Origin of the sequence: Saccharothrix sp. BKS2, assembly GCF_047689505.1 — a bacterium.
GTDB lineage: Bacteria > Actinomycetota > Actinomycetes > Mycobacteriales > Pseudonocardiaceae > Actinosynnema > Actinosynnema lopnurensis.
Window position 1 is genome coordinate 1 of the sequence record NZ_JAUQOL010000029.1, and the last position, 24,092, is coordinate 24,092.

General features: G+C 75.2%; 15 protein-coding genes. 6 read left to right on the plus strand and 9 right to left on the minus strand.

Features of this window, described 5'->3' with window-relative positions; translation table 11 throughout:
• Positions 1-119 precede the first annotated feature (119 nt).
• The 8 genes from Q5530_RS36925 to eccD form a co-directional block, all read right to left on the minus strand.
• Positions 120-431, minus strand: coding sequence for a hypothetical protein (locus Q5530_RS36925; RefSeq protein WP_415367567.1), 312 nt, complete (start codon positions 429-431; stop codon positions 120-122).
• Positions 428-829, minus strand: a complete 402-nt coding sequence (locus Q5530_RS36930; protein WP_415367568.1) for a YbaB/EbfC family nucleoid-associated protein — start codon at positions 827-829, stop codon at positions 428-430. Before Q5530_RS36930 ends, Q5530_RS36925 begins: the two co-directional genes overlap by 4 nt.
• An 11-nt stretch (positions 830-840) precedes the next feature.
• Positions 841-3,129 (minus strand): hypothetical protein, encoded by a 2,289-nt coding sequence (locus tag Q5530_RS36935; protein WP_415367570.1) that lies wholly within the window; start codon positions 3,127-3,129, stop codon positions 841-843.
• Positions 3,130-3,153: 24 nt separating this feature from the next.
• Positions 3,154-3,597: a hypothetical protein gene (locus tag Q5530_RS36940; protein ID WP_415367571.1), complete on the minus strand. Its 444-nt coding sequence runs from the start codon at positions 3,595-3,597 to the stop codon at positions 3,154-3,156.
• A gap of 75 nt (positions 3,598-3,672) precedes the next feature.
• Positions 3,673-3,963 carry a hypothetical protein gene (locus Q5530_RS36945; RefSeq protein ID WP_415367573.1) on the minus strand — a complete coding sequence of 97 codons (291 nt, stop codon included), beginning with the start codon at positions 3,961-3,963 and terminating at the stop codon, positions 3,673-3,675.
• 33 nt (positions 3,964-3,996) lie between these two features.
• Positions 3,997-4,299, minus strand: coding sequence for a hypothetical protein (locus Q5530_RS36950; RefSeq protein WP_415367574.1), 303 nt, complete (start codon positions 4,297-4,299; stop codon positions 3,997-3,999).
• A gap of 49 nt (positions 4,300-4,348) precedes the next feature.
• The gene (eccB, locus tag Q5530_RS36955) at positions 4,349-5,665 is read right to left on the minus strand and encodes a type VII secretion protein EccB (RefSeq protein ID WP_415367575.1); all 1,317 of its coding nucleotides are present in this window, start codon (positions 5,663-5,665) and stop codon (positions 4,349-4,351) included.
• 75 nt (positions 5,666-5,740) lie between these two features.
• Positions 5,741-7,138, minus strand: coding sequence for a type VII secretion integral membrane protein EccD (eccD, locus tag Q5530_RS36960; protein WP_415367576.1), 1,398 nt, complete (start codon positions 7,136-7,138; stop codon positions 5,741-5,743).
• A gap of 113 nt (positions 7,139-7,251) precedes the next feature.
• Here eccD and eccCa point away from each other — a divergent pair, with 113 nt between their 5' ends.
• The 5 genes from eccCa (at position 7,252) to Q5530_RS36985 (ending at position 18,496) form a co-directional block, all read left to right on the plus strand.
• Entirely contained in the window at positions 7,252-11,193 is a 3,942-nt protein-coding gene (gene eccCa / locus Q5530_RS36965; protein ID WP_415367577.1) for a type VII secretion protein EccCa, read from the plus strand.
• Entirely contained in the window at positions 11,190-12,338 is a 1,149-nt protein-coding gene (locus tag Q5530_RS36970) for a S8 family serine peptidase (RefSeq protein WP_415367578.1), read from the plus strand. Before eccCa ends, Q5530_RS36970 begins: the two co-directional genes overlap by 4 nt.
• Before the next feature lie 103 nt (positions 12,339-12,441).
• Positions 12,442-12,942: a sigma-70 family RNA polymerase sigma factor gene (locus Q5530_RS36975; RefSeq protein WP_415367580.1), complete on the plus strand. Its 501-nt coding sequence runs from the start codon at positions 12,442-12,444 to the stop codon at positions 12,940-12,942.
• A 151-nt stretch (positions 12,943-13,093) separates the two neighbouring features.
• Complete coding sequence (locus Q5530_RS36980; RefSeq protein WP_415367581.1) at positions 13,094-14,974, plus strand: Hsp70 family protein; 1,881 nt, start codon at positions 13,094-13,096, stop codon at positions 14,972-14,974.
• A gap of 108 nt (positions 14,975-15,082) precedes the next feature.
• A complete protein-coding gene (locus Q5530_RS36985) occupies positions 15,083-18,496 on the plus strand; it encodes a BTAD domain-containing putative transcriptional regulator (protein WP_415367582.1) in 3,414 nt (1,137 codons plus the stop codon).
• Positions 18,497-18,535: 39 nt separating this feature from the next.
• Here the strand turns inward: Q5530_RS36985 and Q5530_RS36990 are convergent, their stop codons facing one another.
• A complete protein-coding gene (locus tag Q5530_RS36990; protein WP_415367583.1) occupies positions 18,536-19,981 on the minus strand; it encodes a hypothetical protein in 1,446 nt (481 codons plus the stop codon).
• Between the two features lie 635 nt (positions 19,982-20,616).
• Here Q5530_RS36990 and Q5530_RS36995 point away from each other — a divergent pair.
• Positions 20,617-23,997: a BTAD domain-containing putative transcriptional regulator gene (locus tag Q5530_RS36995; RefSeq protein WP_415367584.1), complete on the plus strand. Its 3,381-nt coding sequence runs from the start codon at positions 20,617-20,619 to the stop codon at positions 23,995-23,997.
• Positions 23,998-24,092 lie beyond the last annotated feature (95 nt).

The following is a 24,092-nucleotide window of genomic DNA, read 5'->3' on the forward strand; positions in this document are numbered from 1 at the left end:
CCCACGCATCCGCCAAAGCACGCAGATGATCCTCATTCGCATCCGGCCACTCCTCACCGGACAACACCTGGAACAACATACGCACCTCATCAGGCACCATCATGGCCATCGGAGAACTCCTAGAGCGTGTTGGTGACCGCGTCGGCGTCACCGATGGCGGCGTCGAACGACTGGGAAGTCCCCACGGTGCGCTCGCTCGCGCCGCCGAGGACCTCTTCCAGCAGGCTGAGGAACTTCAGCGCCATCTCGGCGGACGGGCGGTACTTCTCGTTGAACATCTCGCCCATCTCGCCCGTGCCGCCGGAGTTGCCGTACAGCTCGACGGAGTGACGCAGGTCGCCGCAGATGGAGATCGCGAGCTGCGCCGTGGCGTCGATGTCCACCCCACCCTTGCGCAGGGCGTCGACGTCGACGGCGATGCGGTCGCTCACCGGTCCCCCCGCCCCGACGCGAGGTCCTGGACCGCGGACTCGAACAGCGCGTCGAGATCGGTGCCGAGGTCGCGCAGGCGCTCCGGGTCCAGGCCGGCGGGCATGAGCCCCGACATCAGGCTCGCCGTCTGCTGCGCCGCCTGGTCCTGGGCCCGGTTCACGACCTCCACCAGCTTGGCGGCCAGCTCCTTCGGGGCGAGGTCGCGCCACCGGCGGCCGGTGAACTTCAGACCGGTGAGGCGGCCCTGGCCGTCGACGGTCGCCTGGAGGAGGCGGTCCTCGCTGGTGGAGGTCGCCTCCACCGAGCCGAGCTGGGCCAGGGTCTCCGCGATGCGGTCCTGCTGCGCGCGCAGGTCCGTCAACGCGGTGGTCATCTCGTCGTGCAGCGGGCCGGACATCCGTCCTCCTGTCAGGTCGTGGTGCTGGATTGGGCGGTGTGGTCGGCAGTGCGCTCGGCGGGTGCCGTCCGGCCGCGCGGGGCGGCGGAGCGGACGTGGACGTGGGTCGGGACGACCAGCTCGTCGGCGGCGGTGTCGCCGGCGTCGGGCCGGCCGATCACGCCGAGGCCGACGCCGCTGTCGGTGCCCCAGATCTCCTCGTCCTCCGAGAGCCAGGTCTGCCGTTCCCGCTCCTGCTGCTGTTGGTTGTTGTTGAGACCGCCCATCCCGCCCATCATCGGCGGGAAGAACGGCATACCGCCCCTGCCCTCATCACGGCTGCCGGCGCCTCCGGGGTTCGCCTGCCCGGCGAACTGACCGCCGAGGAACCCGTCACGCCCGTCGGGCGCACCGGCCAGGAAGCCGTCCCGGTCCGTGCCGGGTCCGCCGAGGCCGTCGCCGGCGGAACCGCCGAACCCGGGCGTCCCGGCGAACGCCGAGCCGAGGCCGCTCCCCGCGCCACCGCCCGACTCGTCCCCCGGCATCGTCGGCATCCCCGGCGCTTGGAGCGACCCGGCGCCGAACGACATCTGACCGTCGGCGGCCAGGCTGGGCAGCGACGGCCTGATCTCGCCGGGGGTGGGTTCGGGGGCCCAGCCGTCACCGGCGCCACCCTGGCCGGGTCGGCCGGGCTGGTCGGGCAGGTCGAGTTCCGGCACGTCGAACTTGCCGTCGCCCAGCGAGGGCTGCTTGCGCTCCGGTTCCCCGGTCGGGCGACCGCCCTGGCGGAGGGCCGGCACCAACGGGACCGGACCCCCGAGACCGCCGTCGCCCGCGCCGTTGCCGAAGCCGTCCACGCCCGGCCCGCCGTTGCCGAAGCCGTCGAAGCCGCCCGAGCCACCGGACCCGCCCAGGCCCCCGGGACCGTCGACCCCGGCCCCGTTGCCCAGTCCGTCGCCGAGGCCGTTGCCCAGTCCGTCGCCGAGGTCGAAATCGCCGGTGCCGTTGCCCAGGTCGAGACCGCCGTTGCCGGTGCCGTTGCCCAGGTCGAGACCGCCGCTGCCGTTGCCCAGGTCGAGGTCGCCGTTCCCGTTCCCGTTCCCGTTGCCGTCGCCCGGGTCGAGGTCGAGGTCGAGGTCGCCGTTGCCGCTCCCCTTCCCGTCCGGCGGCATCGGGGGCCACTCGAACTTGAACTCCTGCTCGCCCTTGCCGTCGCCATCGCCCAGCTCCGGGATGTCGCTGCCCGGCGGACCGTTGCCGTTGCCGTTGCCGAAGTCGGGCGGTGGACTGCCCAGGTTCGGCGGCTGGTTGGTCTTCAGGGCGGTCATCGACCGGCCGCTGCGGGTGTAGACCTCGGCGAGCTTGACCATCTCCTCGCGCGCCTTGAGGTCCAGCTTCTCCACCTCCTTGCGGAGGTAGCCGCTGAGGGCGGCGTTGAGCGATTGCCACAGGGCCGGGTTGGACAGGTCGCCGCGCACGTGCTGGAAGCCCGGCGGCAGCGGGTGCTCGTACGGGACCGAGGAGTCGTAGCGGGCCATCACGCTCCTGATGTACTCCTCGGCCTCCTCCCTGCTGCCGTAGTCGTCGAGCACGTAGTAGCGGTTGTCGTTGACGGGCAGGTCCTTGTTGCTCACGAACAGACCGGCGTACCGGAGGTGGTCCATGACGTTGCCGATGATCTGGGTGGCCGTCGCCCCCGCCTGGTTGAACAGGAACTTGTTCGACTCCCACCACACCCAGGCCATCGACTGGCCGAAGTGGCGGAGCGCCTCTGCCGCGTCGTCCAGCGCGACGGGCGTGGCGGGCTTGCGGTCCTCCATGATCTGGTCGCGCAGGTCGTTGAAGGTGAACGCCAGCCGCTTGAGGTTGACCTGGATCGCGTACGCCGCCTTGCCGCGGAACGCCGAGTCCTCGCTGTCCAGCCCCGCCACCCAGGTCTTGGTGGTCTCCAGGGAGTTCTCCAGCCAGCGGACGTACTTCTCCGTGACGTTCCTGGCGTCCCACAAACGGGGGGCGTCCATCAGACCGAGCTTGCCGTTGGCGAGGGCGGGCGCCAGCTCCTCGACACCGTTGGCCGCCGCGTTCCAGTTCTGGTAGGCGGAGTTGTTGATCTCGACCCGGAAGTACTCGTGGTCCCACGCCCGGTAGGACATGGTGTTGGACGCGCCCTCGGGCTCGGCGGTCTTGAACCAGCCCCCCGCCCCCAGCCCGGCATCCAGGGTGCTGTGCAGCTTGATGTCGTACCCCGTGACCGCCTTGATGATCTGGTCGAACGTCGACCGGGAGTAGTCCCCGCCGGGCGACCCGGAAGACTCGGCCATTGGTGCTCCTCTCCTGACCCGGTGCTACTTCTTCGGCTGTTCTTCGGTCTCGGGCGGCGTGTTGTCGCCGCCGAAGGGGTTGCCACCGCCTCCGTAACCGCCACCGCCGCCCAGACCGCCCGTGTTGAAGTCCGGGTACTCGGCGACGAACCGGCCGATGTCGTACGTGGCGAGGTCGTCGGTGTCCTTGAAGATGCCCCTGGCGGCCACCAGGGCGTTGCGGAACTTGACGAGCCCCTGGCGCAGCGACTCGTTCTGCTGGTCGACCGAGCCGCCGAAGCCCTTGCCCTTGGACACCAGGTTGGTGGCGGCCTGCCAGCCCTGCCCGTCCGGCTGCACCTGGAAGTCCGTGTCGAGCGGGACCGTGTCGGACTGGGTGGCGTGGTGCACGAGCCCGTCTTCCAGCTCCTCGATCACCGCGATCAGCTTGTTGTACTTCGCCTCGTCGAACGTGGTGTTCTCGGCCATGGTCTCTCTTCCGCGGGTGTGGTGGTCACGGCGGCACGCCGCGAGTCCGGTGTGGACTCGCGGCGTGCCGGTCGATCAGCTCATCATGATGGTCGCGCTGCGGTTGTCGCCGTTGTTGAAGATCTCGTGCACGTCGATCGAGGCCAGGGTGTTCCGGTTGAGCTTCTGGGTCATCTCGGTGTAGGCGTTGTTCCACTCCTTCTGGAGCTCCAGCCAGACACCGGTGGCCTTGTTGTCGACGGCCGTCGGCACGGAGGCCATGACGGCGTTGAGGTTCTCCAGGATCTCGCCCACGGTGTGGACCTGTCGGTACAGGTGCTCGTTCAGCTCGGTGAGGCCGTTGTTGTTGATGTCGAAGGAGGTCACGGTCGTTGGTTCCTCTCGGTAGCGGTGTGCGGGTCAGCTGCCGGTGCCGGCGCCGGCCGCGGCTTCTGCTTCGACCGCGGCGGTGCGGAGTTCGTCGCGCATCCTGATGACGTTGTCGTTGAGCGCTCGCAGGCTGTTGACCACGCGGTTGAAGCCGTGGCCCCAGTCGGTCAGCGCGTAGGTCAGCTTCTGGCCGGCCGTGGACTGGTTCGCCATGCCGAGCTGCCCGGCGATGAGCGTCACCTGCTGGTTGACGGTGCCCATGTTCTGGAGCGCCGTGTCCGTGCCGTTGATGATCTGGATCAGCAGCGCTTCGTCGTAGGCGTTGCGGGACAAGGTCTTCTCCTCGGGTCGTGGGATCGTGCGGTCGGGGGTGGTGGTGCGGTCAGGTGATGCGGTCGAGCACGGGGCCGGTCGGCAGCAGCGCCAGCAGGTCCGCGGGGACCGCCGTGGCCGACTCGACCGGGAGCCCCAGGGCCGCGGCGGCGTCGGCGCTCGCCACGGGGTACTTGGCACCGGGTTCGGTGATCAGGTAGACGCCCTCGCCGGGCACCCCCGGCGCGGGGCGGGTGCGGGCCAGCAGACCCGCACCGGGTGCGACCTCCACCCGGTCGGCGACCCGGTCGTCCCGGGTCGCGCCGGGCAGGGCGGTGGCGCGGGCGGGGCCGGCCGCGGGCGCGGTGACCAGTTCCGCGGTGTCGCCGGCCCAGCGCACGCACGCGGTGCGGCCGTCGCGGTCGAGCGGTGCGGGCGGTTCGGGCGGCAGGTCGGCCTGCAACTCCGGCGCGGGCAGCACGGTCTGCTCGGCCAGCTGGGCGGGGGTGATCTCCAGGACCGGCAGGCCCGCGCCGGCCGGGTCCGCGGCGAGCAGCGCCGCCACCGTCGCGGTGACGGGCGCCAGCCCGGCCGGGGTGACCACGAAGTCGCCGCCCCCCACCGCGCCGGGCACCCGCACGGACTGGCCGGCGACGGCCGCGCGAACACCGATCGAGCGGCCCGCTCCGCCCCGTTGGACGGCGGGCGCCCCCAGGTCGGGTCCGGCGGGCAGGGCGTTGAGCCACGCCGGGTCGACCTGCACCGCGTCCGCCGGGTCCAGCCCCAGCGCGCGGGGCGCCCAGGGGGCGGTGACCCGGAACCTGCGGTCCCGCCAGGCCACGTGCAGCTCCTCGCCCACCCGGACCAGCGCCGCGTGGTCGGTGGGCGCGGTGCCGGGGGCCTCGCCGATGGTCAGGGAGACCTCGGCGTCGTCGCCGGCGCACACCGTCCACGGCTGTGCGGCCACGCGGGTGGGCACCTCGTCGGGTGCGCCGAGGATGCCGACGGCCGCGCCCCTGGGCGTGCCGTCGAGGTCCGCGGACGACACCGCGACGACCCGCATGTCCGCGCCCAGCGCCAGCCTGGCCGAGGCGTGGTTGAGCACCGGCCGCAGCTCGCCGGCGACCAGCAGGTAGCGGTTGCCGGTGTCCTCGTCGACGACGAGCGTGCCGGGGGCGCGCCACTTGTCGCCGCCGCCGGGCGACAGCAGACCGGCGACCAGCACGCCCGCGATCACCAGGCCGCCGATCGCGATGCCGCCGAGCAGTCCGGTGGACGTCCGCCGCAGGGGCTGCTCGGCGGCGTCCGGGTCGGTGCGCAGCAGGGCCGAGTTGAGCCGACCGGACAGGAAGGAATGGGCCTGGACCTGCTCACGCCTGTCGTACACGGTGTTCCTCCTCTCCGCGCTGATCCGTTCTCCGTCTGTCCCTGCTCCTGTCACGCGGCGCGGGTGAGCCGGGGTTCACGCGAACGCGTCCCGGATCGCGCCGTAGGCACCGGCCAGCGACAGCACCAGCGGGACGACGGCCAGCGCGCACGCCCAGTGCGCCAGGTCGCCCCAGCGGCCCCAGCGCGGCACGAGCCGGCGGCCGGGCAGCAGGCGCGCGCCCGCCGCGGCGGCGACGGCGAGCACGACGAGCCCGCAGAGGAGCGCCACCCACCCCGCTTCGCCCAGGCGCGGTGTCCACGCGCACGCCAGCACGGCCGGGCCCACGAGGGCGGGCACGAGCGCGGAGAGCCGGTGCCGGGTGCCGGCCAGCTCCCGCGAGTGCAGCAGCAGGAGCAGCGAGATCACGCAGGTGCAGGCGACGGCGTCCCACCGGGGTGTGGCGGCGACCACGAGCAGACCGCCGGCGAACAGCGCGCCCAGCGCGCCCAGGAACGCCGTCAGGTGGGTGTCGGCGCGATCGGCGCGGTCCAGCACGTCGCCGCTGGGCAGCGGGTCCAGCCCTTGCTGGAACTCCTCGGTGGTCGTGGGCACCGGTTCGACCGCCAGGCCCGCCAGCCGGGCCGCCACCGCCGGTGCGGCCTTGGTCAGCAGCAGTGCGACCACGAGCACGGTGGACGCGGCGGCGGCGCCGCTCAGCGGGGTGAACGCGGCGACGGCCCCGCCGGCGGCGGTGAGCGCGCCCGCGACCGACACCGCGAGGAAGGCGGAGGGCGCCACCCCCGCCGCCACGCGGGCCAGGGCCGCCGCCACGGCCACCGCCACGCCCGCGGCGAGCACCCCCGGCCCGGTGAACCACCGGTCCGGCGGCGCTCCCCCGGCGGGCACCGCCAGCCCGGTCACCGCCGCGGCGAGCACGCCCGCCGAGCCGAGGGCCACCGCGCCGGCGCGTTCGCCGAAGGCGTGGACCGAGGCGGCGGACGCGCCGAGCAGCACCAGTGCCAGGGCGCCCGCCGCGACGGGGGAACCGGCGAGGGCGGTCACGACGGCGGCGAGGAGGGCGCTCGCCCCGGCCAGCGCGGTGCACGTGCGGCGCGTCACGTCCGGGGTCCAGCGGTCCTCCCGCCGGGACAGACCGGTGTGGACCCCGTCCACCAGGTCGTCGAAGTCCACCAGCGGCAGCAGGTCGTCGCGGGGCCGCAGGTGCAGCAGGTCGCCGTCGTAGAGCCCGGCGGCGGCGGTGCCCTGGTCCTCGTCCAGCGGCGGTTCACCGAGGCGCTGGAGCACCCAGCCGCCGTGCGCCAGGCCACTGGTCGCCAACGCCGGGTCGAGGTGGCCCAGCACGGTCGGCATGAGGTCGGCGATGGGGACGTGCGCGGGGACCGCGAGCTCCACCCGGGAGGTCGGCCCGCAGATGGTGAGCCGGCACATCTCCCCGGAGCCCGCGGTCGTGGCGGTCGGAATCGTGGACATACCCCCTCCACGCGCCGCACGCCGCCCGCGGTTCGCGGTCCGCCGGTGAACCCCGGGCGGGGGCCGTGCCGTGTCTGGGGTGCAGGCCCACCCAGACCGAGGAGCCGAGGGCGATGACCACGACGTTGTTCCGCAGGCAGGGCCGCGAGCAGCCGCCGGAGATGCCCTCCGGGGAGCTGTCGCTCCAGGAGCCGCCGGTGCTGCCGGAGAGCACCGGCGGCGGGCTCGGGGCGGCGCTGCTCATGCTGCCGATGGCCCTGGGCGGCGCGCTGATGATGGTGTTCATGTTCGGCCGCACCAACATGGCGATGGGCCTGGGCATGGGCGCGATGATGGGCCTGATGGCGCTGGGCATGGTGTTCAGCCAGGCCGGGCGCGGCGGCGGCGAGCGCAGGCAGCGGATGCGCGGCGAGCGCCGGGACTACCTGCGCTACCTGGGGCAGACCCGGGCGCAGGTGCGGTCGGTGGCCCAGCGGCAGCGCACCGCGCTGGCCTGGCGGCACCCGGACCCGGCGGGGCTGTGGTCCGTGGCGATGACCAACCGTCTGTGGGAGCGGCGGGCGGCGCACGCCGACTTCGCCGAGGTGCGCGTGGGGGTCGGGCCGCAGCGGCTGGCGATGACCATGAGCCCGCTGAGCACCAAGCCCGTCTCCGACCTGGAGCCCTTGTCGGCGCGGGCGCTGCGCCGGTTCATCAACGCCTACACCACCGTGTCCAACCAACCGACCGCGCTGTACCTGCGCGGCTTCGCGCAGGTGCGGTTCTCCGGCGACGAGGATGCGGTGCGCGGGGTGGTGCGCGCCGTGCTGGCGCAGTTGGTGACCCTCCACTCGCCGGAGGACCTGCGGGTGGCGGTGTGCACGAACCCGGAACGGGCGGAGCTGTGGGACTGGGTGAAGTGGCTGCCGCACGCCCAGCACCCCACCGAGCAGGACGGCGCGGGGCAGGCGCGGCTGCTGGCCGACGGCGTGGACGGGCTGACCGAGCTGCTGGACGCGGAGCTGTCGTCCCGCGCGCGGTTCGAGGCGGGCACGTCGCCCAGCCGCGAGGAACCCTACGTCGTGGTCGTCCTGGACGGCGTCGCCGCGCCGGTGGAGTCGCGCCTGGCCGGCGCGGGCTACCGCAACGCGGTGGTGCTCGACGTCTCCGGCGGGCTGGGCGAGACGGCGGGCAAGTCGCGGCTGCGGCTGGAGGTCGCCCCCCGGCAGGTGCACGTGGTCCGCACCGACCGCACCGGTCAGGCGGTGCGCACCGCCCTGTGCGCGCCCGACCTGCTCAGCGCGCCGCGCGCGGCGGCCCTGGCGAGGGTGATCTCCCCCTACCGGCTGGGCGGGGTCTCCGAGGTCTCCGAGCCGATGGTGGGCGACTTCGACCTGCCCCGGCTGCTGGGCGTGGCCGACCTGGACGCCCTGGACCCGGCGTCCCTGTGGCGCACCGCGCCCGGCCCGGAGCGGTTCCGCATCCCGTTGGGCGTGGCCGAGGACGGCTCGATCGTGGAGCTGGACATCAAGGAGTCCGCCCAAGGCGGCATGGGTCCGCACGGCCTGCTGATCGGCGCGACCGGCTCCGGCAAGAGCGAGCTGCTGCGCACGCTGGTGCTGGGCCTGGCGATGACGCACCCCTCGGAGGTGCTGAACTTCGTGCTGGTCGACTTCAAGGGCGGTGCGACGTTCCTCGGCCTGGACCGGCTGCCGCACACGTCGGCGGTGATCACCAACCTGGCCGACGAGGCGCCGCTGGTCACCAGGATGCAGGACGCGCTGCACGGCGAGCTGGTGCGCAGGCAGGAACTGCTGCGCTCGGCGGGCAACTACAGCTCACTGCTGGACTACGAGCAGGCCCGTCAAGCGGGTGCGCCGCTGGACCCGCTGTCCACCCTGTTCGTGATCGTGGACGAGTTCAGTGAGCTGCTCGCGGCCAACCCCGACTTCGCCGACCTGTTCGTGATGATCGGCCGGCTGGGCCGTTCGCTGGGCGTGCACCTGCTGCTCGCCAGCCAGCGCATCGACGACGGGCGCATGCACAAGCTGGAGAGCCACCTGTCCTACCGGATCGGCCTGCGCACCTTCTCCGCGATGGAGAGCCGCTCGGTGATCGGCGTGCCCGACGCCTACCAGCTGCCCAGCGCGCCCGGCAACGGCTACCTGCGCAGCGACGTCGCGAGCCTGGTCCGCTTCAAGGCCGCCTACGTCTCCGGCAAGCACCGCCGCCGCACCCGCGAGCAGCGGCAGGAGGAGGTGCGCCGGCAGGTGGTGCCGTTCGGCGCGGCCCGGCTGCCGATGCCCGCCGCGCCCGAGCCCAAGCCCGCCCAGGACGTCACCGAGACCGGTGAGTCGGTGCTGGAGGTCGCGGTGGACCGGCTGGTGGGGCACGGCCCGCCCGCGCACCAGGTGTGGCTGCCGCCGCTGACCGCCCCGCCGTCGCTGGACCAGCTCCTGCCGCCGCTGGTGCCGGACCCCGAACTGGGCCTGGTCGCGGTGGGCGGCACCTCGCGCGGCGGGCTGGTGGTGCCGGTGGGCGTGGTGGACAAGCCGTTCGACCAGGTCCGGGACCTGCACCTGGTGGACCTGTCCGGGGCCGGTGGGCACGTCGGCATCGCGGGCGGCCCGCAGGCGGGCAAGAGCACGCTGCTGCGCACCCTGATCACCGCGCTGGCGCTCACCCACACCCCGGCCGAGGTGCAGTTCTACTGCCTCGACTTCGGCGGCGGCACGCTGACCGCGCTGGAGGGCCTGCCGCACGTGAGCGGGGTGTCCAGCCGCATGCAGGCCGAGCGGGTGGCCCGCACCGTCGCCGAGGTCCAGGGCGTGCTGGCGCTGCGCGAGCGGCTGTTCACCGACCACGCCGTGGAGGGCATGGCCGCCTACCGGGCACGCCGCGCGGCCGGTGAGTTCGCCGACGACCCGCACGGCGACGTGTTCCTCGTCGTGGACGGCTGGGGCTCGCTGCGCACGGACTTCGAGCAGCACGACCAGGCCATCCGCCAGCTCGCCCAGCGCGGCCTGTCCTACGGCGTGCACCTGGTGCTGACCGCCAACCGCTGGTCCGACGTTCACAGCGCGCTGCGGGACCAGCTGGGCACGCGGCTGGAGCTGCGCCTGGGCGACGCGATCGACTCGGTGATCGACATGCGCAAGGCCGGGCAGGTGCCCAAGCAGCCTGGCCGCGGCCTCACCCCCGACAAGCTGCACTTCCTGGGCGCCGTGCCGCGCGTGGACGGGCGCGCGAGCGCGGAGGGGCTGGCCGGGGCGACGCGGGAACTGGTGCAGGCGGTGTCGGAGAGCTGGCCGGGCACGCGCGCGCCGGTGGTGCGGATGCTGCCCGCGGTGCTGCCCGCCGCCGAGCTGCCGGAGCCGCAGCGCGGTCCGCGGGTGGCCCTGGGCGCGGGCGAGCTCGACCTGCTGCCGGTGTGGCACGACTTCGCGGACAAGCCGCACCTGAGCGTGGTGGGCGACGCGGGCAGCGGCAAGACCGCCGTGCTGCGGCTCATCGCCTCGGCCGTGCCCCGCGTGTACTCCCCCGAGGAAGCGCAGATCGTCGTCGTGGACCCGCGGCGTACGCTGCTCGACAGCGTCCCGGAGGCCTTCCGGCGCGGGGTGGCCGTGTCCGCCGCCGCCGCCGCAGACCTGATCAGGCCGGTGGCGGCGGAGCTGAAGCAGCGGGTGCCCGGCGCGGACATCGCGCCCAGCCGCCTGCGCGAGCGGGACTGGTGGTCCGGCCCGGACGTCTTCATCGTCGTCGACGACTACGACCTGCTGGTCGGCGGTCTGGGTGGCCCGCTCGAACCGCTGGTGGAGCTGCTGCCGCAGGCGGGCGACATCGGCCTGCACGTGGTGCTGTCCCGGGCCGCGGCCGGGTCGAGCCGCACGTCGATGGACGCGGTCGTGCGCAGGCTCCAGGAGTCGAACACCCCGGAACTCGCGCTGTCCATGCCGCCCAACGAGATGCCGCTGCTCAACGGCGCCCGGGGACGGCAGCTGCCGCCGGGGCGGGGCGCGCTGGTCACCCGGCGCGACGCCACCGGCCTCCAGGTCGGTTGGACGGAGGAGCCGTGACGGCGGCGGGCAGGGCGGCCGTGGTCGCCGGTCTGCTGCTGGGGATCGCGGTCCCGCCCGCGCCGGTCGCCCTGGCGGAGGGGTGCGCGGCGGCCCAGGAGCAGGTGGTCGGCGAGGAGTCGTGGGCCCAGCGCAGGCTGGCGCCTTCCCGGGTCTGGGCGTTGGCCGAGGGTGCGGTGCCGGTTGCGGTCGTGGACACCGGGGTCAGCGCGACCGCGCCCGCCCTGGCGGGCGCGGTGACGCCCACCCCGGACCTCGGCGGCGGACCGGCGGACGTGGACTGCTCCGGGCACGGCACGTTCCTCGCCGGCCTGATCGCCGCGCGTCCGCGCGACGGCGTCCCGTTCGCCGGCGTGGCCCCGGCCGCCCGGCTGCTGCCGGTGCGGGTGACGGACAACCCGGCCGAGGTGGACCCCGTCCGGCTCGGCGCGGGCATCCGCGCCGCGGTGGACGCGGGCGCCCGCGTCGTCGCCGTCGGCCTGGTGACCCCGCTCGACCGGCCCGAACTCCGGGCCGCGGTCGCCGCCGCCGCGGAGAAGGACGTCGTGGTCGTCGCGTCGGCCGCCGTGCGGGAGAGCGGGACGCGGGCGTACCCGGCCGCGCTGCCGGGTGTGGTGGCGGTGGCCCCGCTCGGCGTCGGCGGTCCGCCGCCGAACACCCCGCTCGGCGCCGAACCCGCGGTGGCCGCCCCGGCCGAGGCCCTGGTGGGCATCGCGCCGAGCGGTGCCGGTCACCGCGAGGCGTCCGCCCCCGAACTGGCCGTGGCGTACGTGGCGGGCGCGGCGGCGCTGGTCCGCGACCGCCACCCCGGACTGCGCGCGCCCGCCGTCGTGGCCCGCCTGCTCGCCACCGCGGACCGGCCCGCCGGTCCGTCGCCGCACCCGCGGGTCGGCCACGGCGTGGTGGACCCCGTGGCGGCCGTGACGACCGTGTTCGCCCCGAGCGGGCCGGTCCGCGAACCCGTCGCGGAACGGCTGGACGTTCCCCGGCCGCCGGAGCCGGACACCGCCCCGGCGCGTCGGGCGCTGTGGTTCGCCGCGGTCGTGCTGGGCGCGGCGCTGGTGCTGGGCGGCGGCGCCGGGCTGGTGGCGCTCGGGCGGCGGGGTAGGGGTAGCCCTACTCCCGCACCGGGGGATGCCCGCTGAAAGCGTCGGGTGCGCCCGGTGTCCCGGAGGGACGGTCCCACCGATTTCCGCCGCCGGAATCGCGATTCTCTTCCCAGAGAGAACACGACCGGGAGGAAGAGGGATGTCCGCCTTCGAAGTCATCGTCAACACCCACGGCGCCGCCCTGCTGGCCTACGCGAGCAAGCTCACCGGCGACCACCACCGCGCAGAGGACGTCGTCCAGGAGACCTGGGTGCGGGCTTGGCGGCACCAGGACCGGCTGACCGAGGACCGCGGCTCCGTCCGGGGTTGGCTCATGCGGGTCGCCCACAACATCGTGGTCGACCAGTACCGCAGCCGGCGGGCCCGACCGACCGAGGTCGAGCTGCCGGACTGCGACTTCACCGCCGTCCCGGAACCGGCCGACGACGTGGTCAACCGCATGGTGGTCGACTCGGTGCTCGACGTGTTGTCCTCGCCGCACCGGGACACCGTGGTGGAGGTGTACTTCGCCGACCGCACCGCCGCCGGGGCCGCCGAGGTGCTGCGGGTGCCGGTCGGCACCGTCAAGAGCCGGGTGCACAAGGCCCTGCGGACGCTGCGGGAGGCCCTGCCGGAGGCCGCCGCCCTCGAAGCCGCCTGACCGGGGCGCGCCCGGTACGACCGCGCACCCGCGCGCCGCGGCCTCATCGGGCAGAGATGCCCACCCCGAAGGGGCAGTGGGGGCACCTCTTCCCCCAGTGCGGTGTATCCATTGCGATGAACCGCCACGACCGCCGAGAGGAGTGTCCACAGTGGGCTACGGACTGGGTGTCGACCTGGGCACGACGTTCACGGCAGCGGCCGTGTCGGGGGACTCCGGCACCCGGGTGGTGCCGCTGGGTCCCGACGTCGTGGTCCCCTCCGTCGTGTTCGCCACCGCGGGCGGTGGGCTGTTGACCGGGTCCGGCGCGGCGGCGCTGGCGCCGACGGACCCCCTGCGGGTGTCCCGCGGCCACAAGCGCCGGTTGGGCGACCCGACACCGGTCGTCGTCGGCGGGGCCGCCTACTCCCCCGAGGCGTTGCTGGCGGCGCAGCTGCGCGACGTCGTGGCCGACGTCACCTCCCTCGAAGGGGCGCCGCCGGATGCCGTGGTGCTCACCTGCCCCGCCATCTGGGGACCCTACCGACGCGAGCACTTCGACGAAGTACCCCGCCTCGCCGGACTCGACAACGTCCACATCATCACCGAACCCGAAGCCGCCGCCACCCACTACTCCACCGAACGCCGACTCGGCAACGGCGAACTCGTCGCCGTCTACGACCTCGGCGGCGGCACCTTCGACACCACCATCCTGCGCGCACACCACAACGGCACCGAAATCCTCGGCACCCCCGAAGGCATCGAACGCATGGGCGGCATCGACTTCGACGAAGCCCTCCTCACCCACCTCGACACCCGACTCGACGGCGCACTCACCACCCTCGACCCCACCGACCCCACCACCACCACAACCCTCACCACCACCCGCACCGCCTGCATCAAAGCCAAAGAAGACCTCTCACTCGAACCCGACGTCACCATCCACATCCCCCTACCCCACACCACACACCACATCACCATCACCCGCACCGAGTTCAACGACATGATCCGACCCTCGCTGGTGCAGACGATCGAGGCGCTGCACCGCACCCTCGCGTCGGCGGGGGTCGCCCCGCAGAGCCTGGCCGGGGTGCTGCTGGCGGGCGGCTCCTCCCGCATCCCCCTCGTGTCCCAGATGGTCTCCGACACCTTCGGCAAACCCGTCCGCGTCAGCCTCCACCCCAAGTTCACCGTCGCCCTCGGCGCCGCCACCACCGCCCGGTCCGCGTCGGTCCCCCCAGCGCGGCGGGTCCGCTCCGGTCCGGTCACCGCCGCTCCTGCGGCAGGTGGTCGGCCCGCCGCGCGGAAGTCCCGGTGGCTGGTCCTGCTGGCCGCGGTCGCCGTGGCGGCCGTCGGCACGACCGCCGCCCTCGCGTTCACCGGTGCACCGCCGGAGGAGGTGCGCGCGACGGGTGCGGTGCCGGGCGCCGCACCGGACACCTCGGCGAGCGCAGCGCGGACCACCGGCGACGCGGCAGTCGCGGGCGGGGGGTCGACACCGGACCTGGACGTCCACCCGAGCGACGACGCGGGCGCGTACCGCGGCATGCTCGGCTCCGCCGAGGACGGGTGGGCGGGCACGGTGATCGGCGACGACGGCCGGGCCGCCTACGGCGCGATCTCCGCGGCCCCCGAGGGGGCGACGGGCGTGCGGGTGACGTGGACGGGCACCTCGAACGCCCAGGTCTACTTCCAGCACGGCAACGGCGGCAGCGACGTGACCGCCCACGCCGGCCCCGGCAGCGCCCTGGTGATCGACCTCGTCGTGCACCAGCGGCCGACCGCGCCTACCGTGTTCGCCGTGCACTGCGTCTACCCGTGCGCGGCGGAGTTGGACGTCACCTCGGTCCTGCGGGGGCTGCCGGTCGGCGCGCCGCGGACCGTCAAGATCCCGATCAAGTGCTTCACCGACGTCGGCCTCGACCCCCGGCAGGTCAACACGCCGTTCCTGGTCGGGACCGCCGGCCGGTTCGACGCCACCTTCGGCCATGTGCGGTGGGCCGCGGCAGCGGCCGGGGACCCCGACGCCACCGGCTGCGGAGCACTCGGCTGACCCCGACCCGGCCTCGTAGGATGGGACGACGCGGATGGCGGTGCTGTCGACCCGACGCCGTTCCCGTGCGTGCCGGTGCCGTGCGGGGCAACGTTGATCGGAGGAGTCGTGACGGAGCCGGCGGACCGCTCGCTGCGCGTCAAGGTGCTGGGACCGCTGCGGGCCTGGTTCGGCAACCGCGAACTGCCCCTGGGCTCGAACCGCCAGCAGGCCGTGCTCGCCGTGCTCGCCGCCCAGCCCGACCGACCGGTGCCGCAGCGGGCGCTGATCGCCGGTGTGTGGGGCGGGGAGGTCCCCGCGAGCGCGACCGGCAACCTGCACACGTACCTGTCGGGGCTGCGGCGGGCCCTGGGACCGGCACGTGACCTGCTGGTCTCGGGGGCCGACGGCTATTCGCTGAAGTTGGACCAGGCGGCCCTGGACAGCGCGGTGTTCGACCGCGCGCGGCGGGAAGCCGAGCAGCGGTACGCGGCGGGCGACCGGCGCGGTGCGGTCACGCTGCTGGACGAAGGGCTCGCGCTGTGGGCGGGCGAGGCCTACGCCGGGGTGCGCAGCCCGTTCGCCGAGCGGGCCCGTCGCCGGCTGGCCGACCTGCGGCTGGAGGCGCTGCGGCTGCGCGCCCGCGCCCGGCTGGAGCTGGGCGAGCACGCCGCCCTGGTGGCGGAGCTGGCCGACTTGGTGCGCGAGCACCCGTCGGACGAGTCGCTGCACGAGTTGCTGATGCTGGCGCTGCACCGCGGCGGGCGGCATGCGGAGGCGCTGGAGACGTTCCGCGCGGCACGCCTGGCGCTGGCGCGGGACGGGGCGGAACCGGGCCGGGCGCTGCGCGACCTGCACCAGCTCGTGCTGGCCGGTCCGGCGGAGGCGCGAGCGCCGGCGAACGCGGCGGACCCGGTCGAGCTGCTGCGGGTCGAGCCGCCGCGCACGCCGCCGCCCCCGACCGGCGAGCTGGTCGGTCGTGACGCGGAGCTGGCCATGCTGACCAGGGCTCTGGAGAACGTCCTGGACGGGCACGGGCGGGCCGTGTGGGTGGAGGGCGAGGCGGGCATCGGCAAGACCGCGCTGCTGGTGGCGGCGCTGGCCGCCGACCCGGCCCGGCCGCACCACCTGGCGTGGGCCGCGGCCGACGAGCTCAGCAGCCGCTTCCCGCTCTCGGTGGTGCTGGAGGCCCTGGACGTGACGCCGTCGGCGCCCGACCGGCGACGCGCGGAACTGGCCGTGCGCCTGCGCGAACCGTCGGCGGGACGCGGCTGGAACCGGACCGCGCCGGTGGACCTGCTGCTGGCGTACGTGGCCGAGCTGTGCGCCACCGCGCCCCTGGTGCTGGTGCTGGACGACCTGCACCGGCTGGACGAGGCCGGACTGCTGTTCTGGGACCGGCTGGTCGCGGCCACCGGTCACCTGCCGCTGCTGCTGGTCGGCGCGACCCGCCCGGCCGGGCCCGGCGGCCTGCTCGCCCGGCCGCGGCGCAGCGTGGAGGCCGCGGGCGGGCTCGTGCTGCGCCCCGGACCGCTGGCCGAGGCCGACGTGGAGCGCTTGGTGGGGGCGTCGGCGGGCGCCGCGGGCGGCCCGGGGCTGCGCTCGCTGGCCTCGACGGCGGCCGGCAACCCGCGCTACGCCGTGGAGATCACCGGGATGATGACCCGCGACGGCAGCCTGCGGGTGGTCGACGGGCGGGCCGAGCTGGACGACTCGGTGCTCGGTGATGCCCTGCACCAACTGCGCGACGGCGCGAAGCACGTCCTGGGCGACCTGTCCCCGACCACGCGGGAAGTGCTCCGGTCCGCCGCGCTGCTGGGCACGCGGTTCGACGTCACCGCCCTGGCGGCGGTCACCGGGCGGTCCCCGGTGCACCTGCTGCGGGTGGTGGACGAGGCGGTGGCGGCCGGCGTGGTGGTCGAGTCGGGGGATCACCTGGCGTTCCGCCACCCGTTCGTGCGCTGGGCGGTGTACAAGCGGATGCCCCACTCGCTGCGGGCGGGGCTGCACCGCGAGGTGGCCGAAGCGCTGGCGGGGGCTCGCGCGCCGGTCGAGCGGGTGGTGGAGCACCTGGTGCCGGCGGCGGTGGACGCGTGGGTGGTCGACTGGCTGGTGCGGCACCACGAGGACGCGGTCGAGCGCGCCCCGCTGTCCGCGATCGACCTGCTGCGGCGGAGCCTGGCGAACGGCCTGCCCGCGGGCGCGGACCGGACCACGCTGCTGATGGCGCTGCTGCGCGTGCTGGCCCGGCTCGGGCACGACCTGCGCGCCGAGGCCGCCGACGCGCTGTCCGGGGCCATCGGCCCGGGGGACGCCGCCGAGGCGCGCCACCTGCTCGCCCGGTACCGCTACCGCCAGGGTGACGCGGCCGGCGCCATCGCCGTGCTCACGGACGCCGTGCGCGTGCCCGGCTCCCCCGCCCTGTGGCGCACCCGGCACCACGCGCTGATCGCGTCACTGCACCGCCACGAGGCGGGCGACCCGGACGCGCTGGACGCGCTCGCGGAGCGGGTGCACGCCGAGTCGAGCGCCGCGGGGCAGCGCTGCGCCGCGGCCTACGCGTCGCAGAACAGGTGGTACGCGGCGTCGGTCCGCCGGGACCACGAGCGCGCCCTGCGCCACTCGGACGAGGCGCTGGCCCTGGTGGGCGACGACCCGGACCTGGCCGCGGCGCGGTGCGACCTGCTGGACAACCGGGCGTTCACGTTGCAGAACCTGGACCGGCTGGCCGAGGCCGAGGCCGCGCTGCGCGAGGCGCGGGAGGTGATCGCCCGGCACGGCCTGCCGTCGGGGATGGCGGTCCCCCTGGCCGTGCAGCACTACTGGACCGGTCGCTGGGAGGCCGCGCTGGTGGAGCTGAGCGGCGTCAACTCGGACTCGTCGGGGCTGTCGTTCCACGGCGTCCGGGAGGCCGGGCCCGGCCGGGTGCTGCTCCACGGGCTGTCGGCGCTCCTGGCCGTGTGCCGCGACGAGCCGGCGAACGCCGCGGTGCACTTCGACGCGGTGCCGTCCCCCTTGGCGCTGGACGGGGCCGAACGGGACAACGGCGACTTCCTGGCGGCGGCTGCCGCCCTGGCCGCGGAGCGGCGCGGCGCGCTCGACGAGGCGGTACGCCTGCTGGCGCCGCTGCTCCGGCCGTGGGAGGCGCCCGTGGTGCTGCGGCACCAGTGGCTCCCCCTGCTGGTGCGGCTCGCGCGGGACGCGGGCGAGGACGAGGTGGTGACCCGGGCGCTGGAGGTGTGCGAGGAGGAGGCCGCGAAGGAGGTCGTCCCGGCCCGCGCCGCCTCGGCGGCGGCCCACTGCCGGGCCTTGGCGGCGGGCGACCCGGGGGCGCTGCTCGCGGTGGCCGGGCAGCACGCCTCGGTGGGCCGCGCGGTGGAGCGGCTGACCGCGCTGGAGGACGCCGCGTCCGCGCACGCCGCCCGGGGTGACCGCGCCCCGGCGGCGGCCGTGTTCGCCGAGCTGGTCACCGGGTACGGCGCGTTGGGCGCGCGGTGGCTCGTGGAGCGCGCCCGACGACGCCTCGACGTGGCCCGCGGGTAGCGGTCCTCCCCCGCCCCGCGTCGCGCGGTCGAGCCGCCCTCACCCCTCGTGGTGGGCCACCGCCTCGACCGCCGGGGTCCCGACCGCCACCGTCCCGTCCACCGGGGTCCCGTCCACCGGGGTCCCGACCCCCGGGTCCTGCTCCGCCGGGTCCTGGTCACCGGTCACGGGCAGGGGCGCTCCGATGCCCCTGGCGCGCGTCAGTTCGCGCACGGCGGCACGCCCCTGCCCGCTGGGCAGGCCGAGCACCGACAGCCGGACCCGGCGCAGCACGGGCGCTTCGAGCCGGTCCAGCAGGTCGCACAGCACGGGCCACACCTCGTCCGGCAGCGGCTCGCCCAGGTCCCCGACGGCGATGGTCACCACCGACGGGTCGACCGGGGCGCCCACGGGCACCGGTTGGGCTGCGCCGCCCGCCCGGCGCAGCCACAGACCGCTGCGCATCACCCCGACCACCCAACCGTCGCGGACCAGGAACAGCCCCGGCCCCTGGGCGACGAGGCCGGTGTGCGGCGGGCGCCACCGCAGCGGGACCGCCGCCGTCTCGCCGGTGAGGCAGCGGATCTCCTGGAGGTACGGCGTCCACGTGGGCCGGCCCGCCGGGTCGTGCAGCATGAACTCGACCTTCCCCCGGCGCACCACCGGCAAGCCGTCGATCGCGGTGACGGCGGTGTCGAGGCCCCGTGCGACGGCACGCCCCAGCACCACCACGTCCTGGCCGTCCCCGCACGCCAGGCGGGCGGTCTTCAGCACGTCCAGCGGCAGGGTGGACAGGTAGGCGATGACGTCCTCGGCGAGGACCCGCGCACCTCCCGACACGCCCGCGATGACGGTGAACCGGTGCGGGTCGGGCGGCACCGCGTGCCACCCCCGCGCGGACGCGGTCGCGGCCGGGCGCAGCAGCACGCCGGCCGGGAGGTGCTCGACGACCAGGCCGCCGTGCACGTCGAAGGAGTCCTCCGCGGCGGTGTCCTGCCAACGGGGTGCGGGGTGGCGCGGGCCCGAGTCGTGGTCCGGCTCTCCGGGCGCGAACCGCGACCACCTGCCCTCCAGGCCACCGTGGGGACCGCGGACGAACAGCGTCCCACCGACGGGCACGACGGTCCCGGACGGCACGAGCAGCGTCACCCGGGTCCGCTCGGCCAGCGCGCGCCACCGCTCGGGGGCGACGGCGGGGAACCCGGCGAGGAGGACCAGTCGCACCTCGCGGACACCTCGCCGCGCCCCCTCGGTCACCACGCGGGCCAGCCGGTCGAGCACGGCGCCGGCGGGGGCGTCCCCGCCGGCGACCACGATCGACAGCGGACCCGCGGGCAGCGCTCCGGCGATCTCGCGCAGCAGGTGCTCCTCGTACCGGGCGGGGCGCACGACGATCGCCGGGCCGACCTGCTCCGCGACGACCTCGCCGTCCGCCCCGGACCGCGCGTGGTCCAGGAACCACTTCAGCGCGGTGCGGGGTCGTCCCGGCGTGCGCGACCGGTTCACGCCGCGACCGGGACGGCGACCGCAGGGGACATCGGCTCTCCTCGACAAGCGACGGTTCCACCGCCTCGCGACGTGGTGGCCGCACCGCGCAGGGGTTCTCACCGAGAGTAGGGCGACCCGGCGCCGCGATGCGCACCTGCCGTCGATCGTGCCCCGTCGGCACCCCGACGTTGCCCCAACGCACCCGCGCGGAGCCCGGCGGGACGTCCGCCGCCCCGGCCGACAACGGGCGCCCGCCGACGACGAGTGCGCCGCACCGCCGTCCGAACAGCCCGGCAGACCTGCGTCCGAACGGGTTAAATCCGATCGCCGACCCGGCAACGCCGCCAGACCGCCGAGCCCCCCGCGCACGTCCGCGGTCCGGCCGACGCGCCGGGGGGTTCGGCCGACGCGACCACCACCGGGGCAGGCCGGTTCGACAAGACCTTGAGCAGCGCGTTCCTCCCATCGGATGATCATGCCGCCGGCTCGCGGAGGGGGCCGCGGCAGGGCGACCGGGCCCGCCCCGGGGCCGGCCCTCCCGAGCGGGGCGGCCCACGACCGCCGTTCACTGTTATGCCGGCCGGTCCACCGGCGATTAACATCAGGGCGTCTTCCCCCGAAGGGGCCTACCACCACACCCTTGCGGATGAACCATGCCCTTTGTTGAGCCGCTGACGGCGGAACTCCTCGGTCCACCGCGGGCCTTCCTCGGCGAGACCGAGGTGGACCTGGGGGCCGCCCGGCGATGTGCCGTCTTCTCCGTCCTCGCGCTGCGCGCCGACCAGCCGGTCCCCCTGGACGAGTTGATCACCGCCGTGTGGGGCGACCACCCGCCGGGCAACGCGGAGGCGTCGATCTACACCTACGTCTCCGGTCTGCGCAAGCTGCTCGAACCGCACCGGTCCGCGCGCTCCGCCTCGGGGGTGCTCGTCTCCACCGGCTCGGGCTACTCGCTGCGCCTGGGCCCGGAGGCGACGGACGTGGCGCGGTTCGAGACGCACCGGCAGCGCACGACCTCCCTGGTGCCCGGTGCGGCGCTGAAGGAGCTGGACGAGGCGTTGGCGCTGTGGCGGGGCGAGGCGCTGGCCGGCGTCCCCGGACCGTTCGCGCAGGCCCAGCGCGCCCGGTTGGCCGAGCTCCGGCTGGTGACCGCCGAGCGCCGCGCCGAACTGGCCCTGGAGCTGGGGCGGCACGCGGAAGCCGTCGCCGACCTGACCGCGCTGGCCGCCGAGCACCCGCTGCGCGAAGGGCTGCGCGCGTTGCTGATGACCGCCCTGCACGGCGCGGGCAGGCACGCCGAGGCGCTGGAGGTCTTCCGCGACACCCGGCGCCTGCTCGTGGACCGGCTGGGCATCGAGCCCGGCGCCGAACTGCTCGCGGTGTACCAGCGACTCCTCCAGGGCATGGTGGCGCCCGCCGCGCCGCTGCGCGCCGCCATCCCGGTGCGCCGCCCGCCCACGCCACCGAGCGTGGTGGGCCGGCGGCACGAGCTGGAGGCCCTGGACCGGGCTGTCGCCGACCTCTCCGCCGGTCGCGGCGGCAGCGTGTGGCTGGAGGGCGAGCCGGGCATCGGGAAGTCGGCGCTGCTGGCCGTGCTGCTCGACGAAGCCGGGCAGCGGGGGCACCAGGTCGCGTGGGGCGAGGGCGACGAGCTGGGAGCGCGGTTCCCGCTGCGGGTCCTGCTGGACTGCCTGGAGGTCACCACCACGTCGGCCGACCCGCGGCGCGCCCGGGTCGCCGAGGCGCTCCTGGAGGCCGGTGACACCGACCCGGAGCTGGAGGCGGTCGGCAGGTTGGTCGACCTGGTGACCGACCTGTGCGGCAGCGGGCCGCTGCTGCTCGCGGTGGACGACCTGCACTGGGCCGACGCGGCGAGCGCGCTGGTGTGGCACCGGCTGGTCCGCCTGACCCGCCGGTTACCGCTGCTGCTGGTCGGCACGTGCCGACCGGTCCTGCACCGGGACGACCTGGAGCGGGTGCGGGATGCCGTGCTCGGCTCGGGCGGCGAGGTGCTGACGCTCGACCCGCTGCCGGACGAGGTCCTGGTGGAGCTGGTCACGCGCCGCTTGGCCGCCGCCCCGTCGGCGGAGCTGCGCCGCCTGCTCGCCCAGGCGGCGGGCAATCCGTCGTACGCGCTCAGCGCGCTGGACGACCTGCTCGGCCGGGACCTGGTCCGGACCCGCGCGGGCGTGGCCGAGCTGGTGGGCGAGGACGACGACCGGACGTGGTCGTCCGACGCGCTGCCCTCCGACCGGCTGGACTTCCTGTCCGGCGACGCGGTCGAGGTGCTGCGCGCGGGCTCGCTGTTCGGCACGGGGTTCGCCGTCGGTGACGTGGCGGTGGTGGTCGGTCGCCCGGTCTCGGAGCTGGTGGGGTCGGTGCAGGAGGCGATGGCGGCCGGCGTGCTGGTCGAGTCGGGCGCGGAGTTCGCGTTCCGGCACCCGCTGGTCCGGCACGCGCTGTACGAGGGAATCCTGCCCCCGGTGCGCGCGGCGCTGCACCGGCAGGCGGCCGAGGCGCTGGCCGGTGCGGGCGCCCCCGCGGTGCTGGTGGCACGGCACGTGGCAGCCGCGACGCCCGTGGTGGACGCCTGGAGCGCGGGCTGGGTCGCCGACAACGTGCGCGAGGTGATGCTCGCCGACCAGGACCTCGCCATGACCCTGGTCGGATCGGCGGCCGACGGGCCGTCGCTGACCGACGCCCAGCGCGACCGGCTGACGTCGTGGATGGCGTGGCTGAAGTTCTGGCAGGGCAAGCGGCCGGAGAGCGAGGCCAAGGCGGTGCTGGCGCGCACCAAGGACCCCCACCTGGCCGCCGAGATGCGGTGCGTGCTGGCGATGCTCCACCTCGGTGAGGGTCGGGTGGAGGCGGCGGCGGGCACGCTGCGGGTCGCGGTGGAGGACGAGGGCACGCCGGAGCCGTGCCGGACGCGCCAGGAGGCGCTGCTGGCGGACATCCACCGGTCGGGGTTCGCCGACCTGGAGACCGCCGAGTGGTACGCGCACGACGCCATCAGCCGGGCGGAGCAGTCGACCGACGGGTTCTCCATGAGCCACTCGCTGCGGGTGCTGTGGCAGATCAGCACCGTCCGCCGCGACCACGCCGAGGCCCTCGGCCAGGTCGACCTGGCGCTGACCATGATCGGCGACCCGCAGGACGTGCACGAGATCCGGCCGGTGCTGTTGCAGGACCGGGCGTTCACGCTGCAGAACCTCGACCGGCTGGACGAAGCGGGTCAGGCGCTGCGCGCGGCGCGGGCCAGGGCCCGCAAGGGGCCGAGCGCGGCGTTCCTGCGCGCGTGGACCGCCGTGCACGAGTTCTGGACCGGCCGTTGGGACGACGCGCTGACCGACCTCGGGCACGCGGCCGACGTGGTCAACCACCACGGCGCGCAGGGGCACGGCCCCGCGTTGCTGGTGCCCGGCCTGGCGGCGCTGGTGGAGGCGCACCGGGACCGGTTGGACGCCGCGCGGGAGCACCTGATGACGGTGGACGGGCAGTCGATGACCCTGGTCGCGGACCAGGAGCACGCCGACTTCCTGCTGGCCGCGCGGGCGTTCGTCGCCGAGTGCGACGGCGCGGACGTGACCGAGGTGTTCGGCCACCTGGAGCCGTTGCTGGTCGACCAGCCCGGGCGGATGACGCTGCGGCACCAGTGGATGCCCAACGCGGTGCGGGCGGCGGTCCGCGCGGGTGCGACGGCCTTGGCCGAGCGCGCCTACCGGGTGTGCGCCGACGAGGCGGCGCGGGAACGGGTGCCCGCGCGGGCGTTCGCCGCCGAGGCGCGCTGCCGGGGGCTGCTGCACGGCGATCCGGAGCCGCTGCGCACCGCGGTGGCGCGCTACCGGATGGTCGGGCGGCCGGTGGAGCTGGCCGAGGCCCTGGAGGACCTGGCCGCGGTGCTGGCCGGGAACGGGGCCGCGGACGAGGCGGTGACCGTCTGCCGGGAGGCGGTTGCCGGGTACGCGGCGCTGGGCGCGGTGCGCGACGTGCGGCGCGCCGAGGAGCGGTTGGCGCGGCACCTGGCCCGGTGACGGCGTCGGGCTCCGTCGACGCCGTCCGCACCGGACCGGGTTCGCGAGCGCGCACGTCGTCCCCGCCTGGTGGACGACGTGCGCGCCGGAACGGT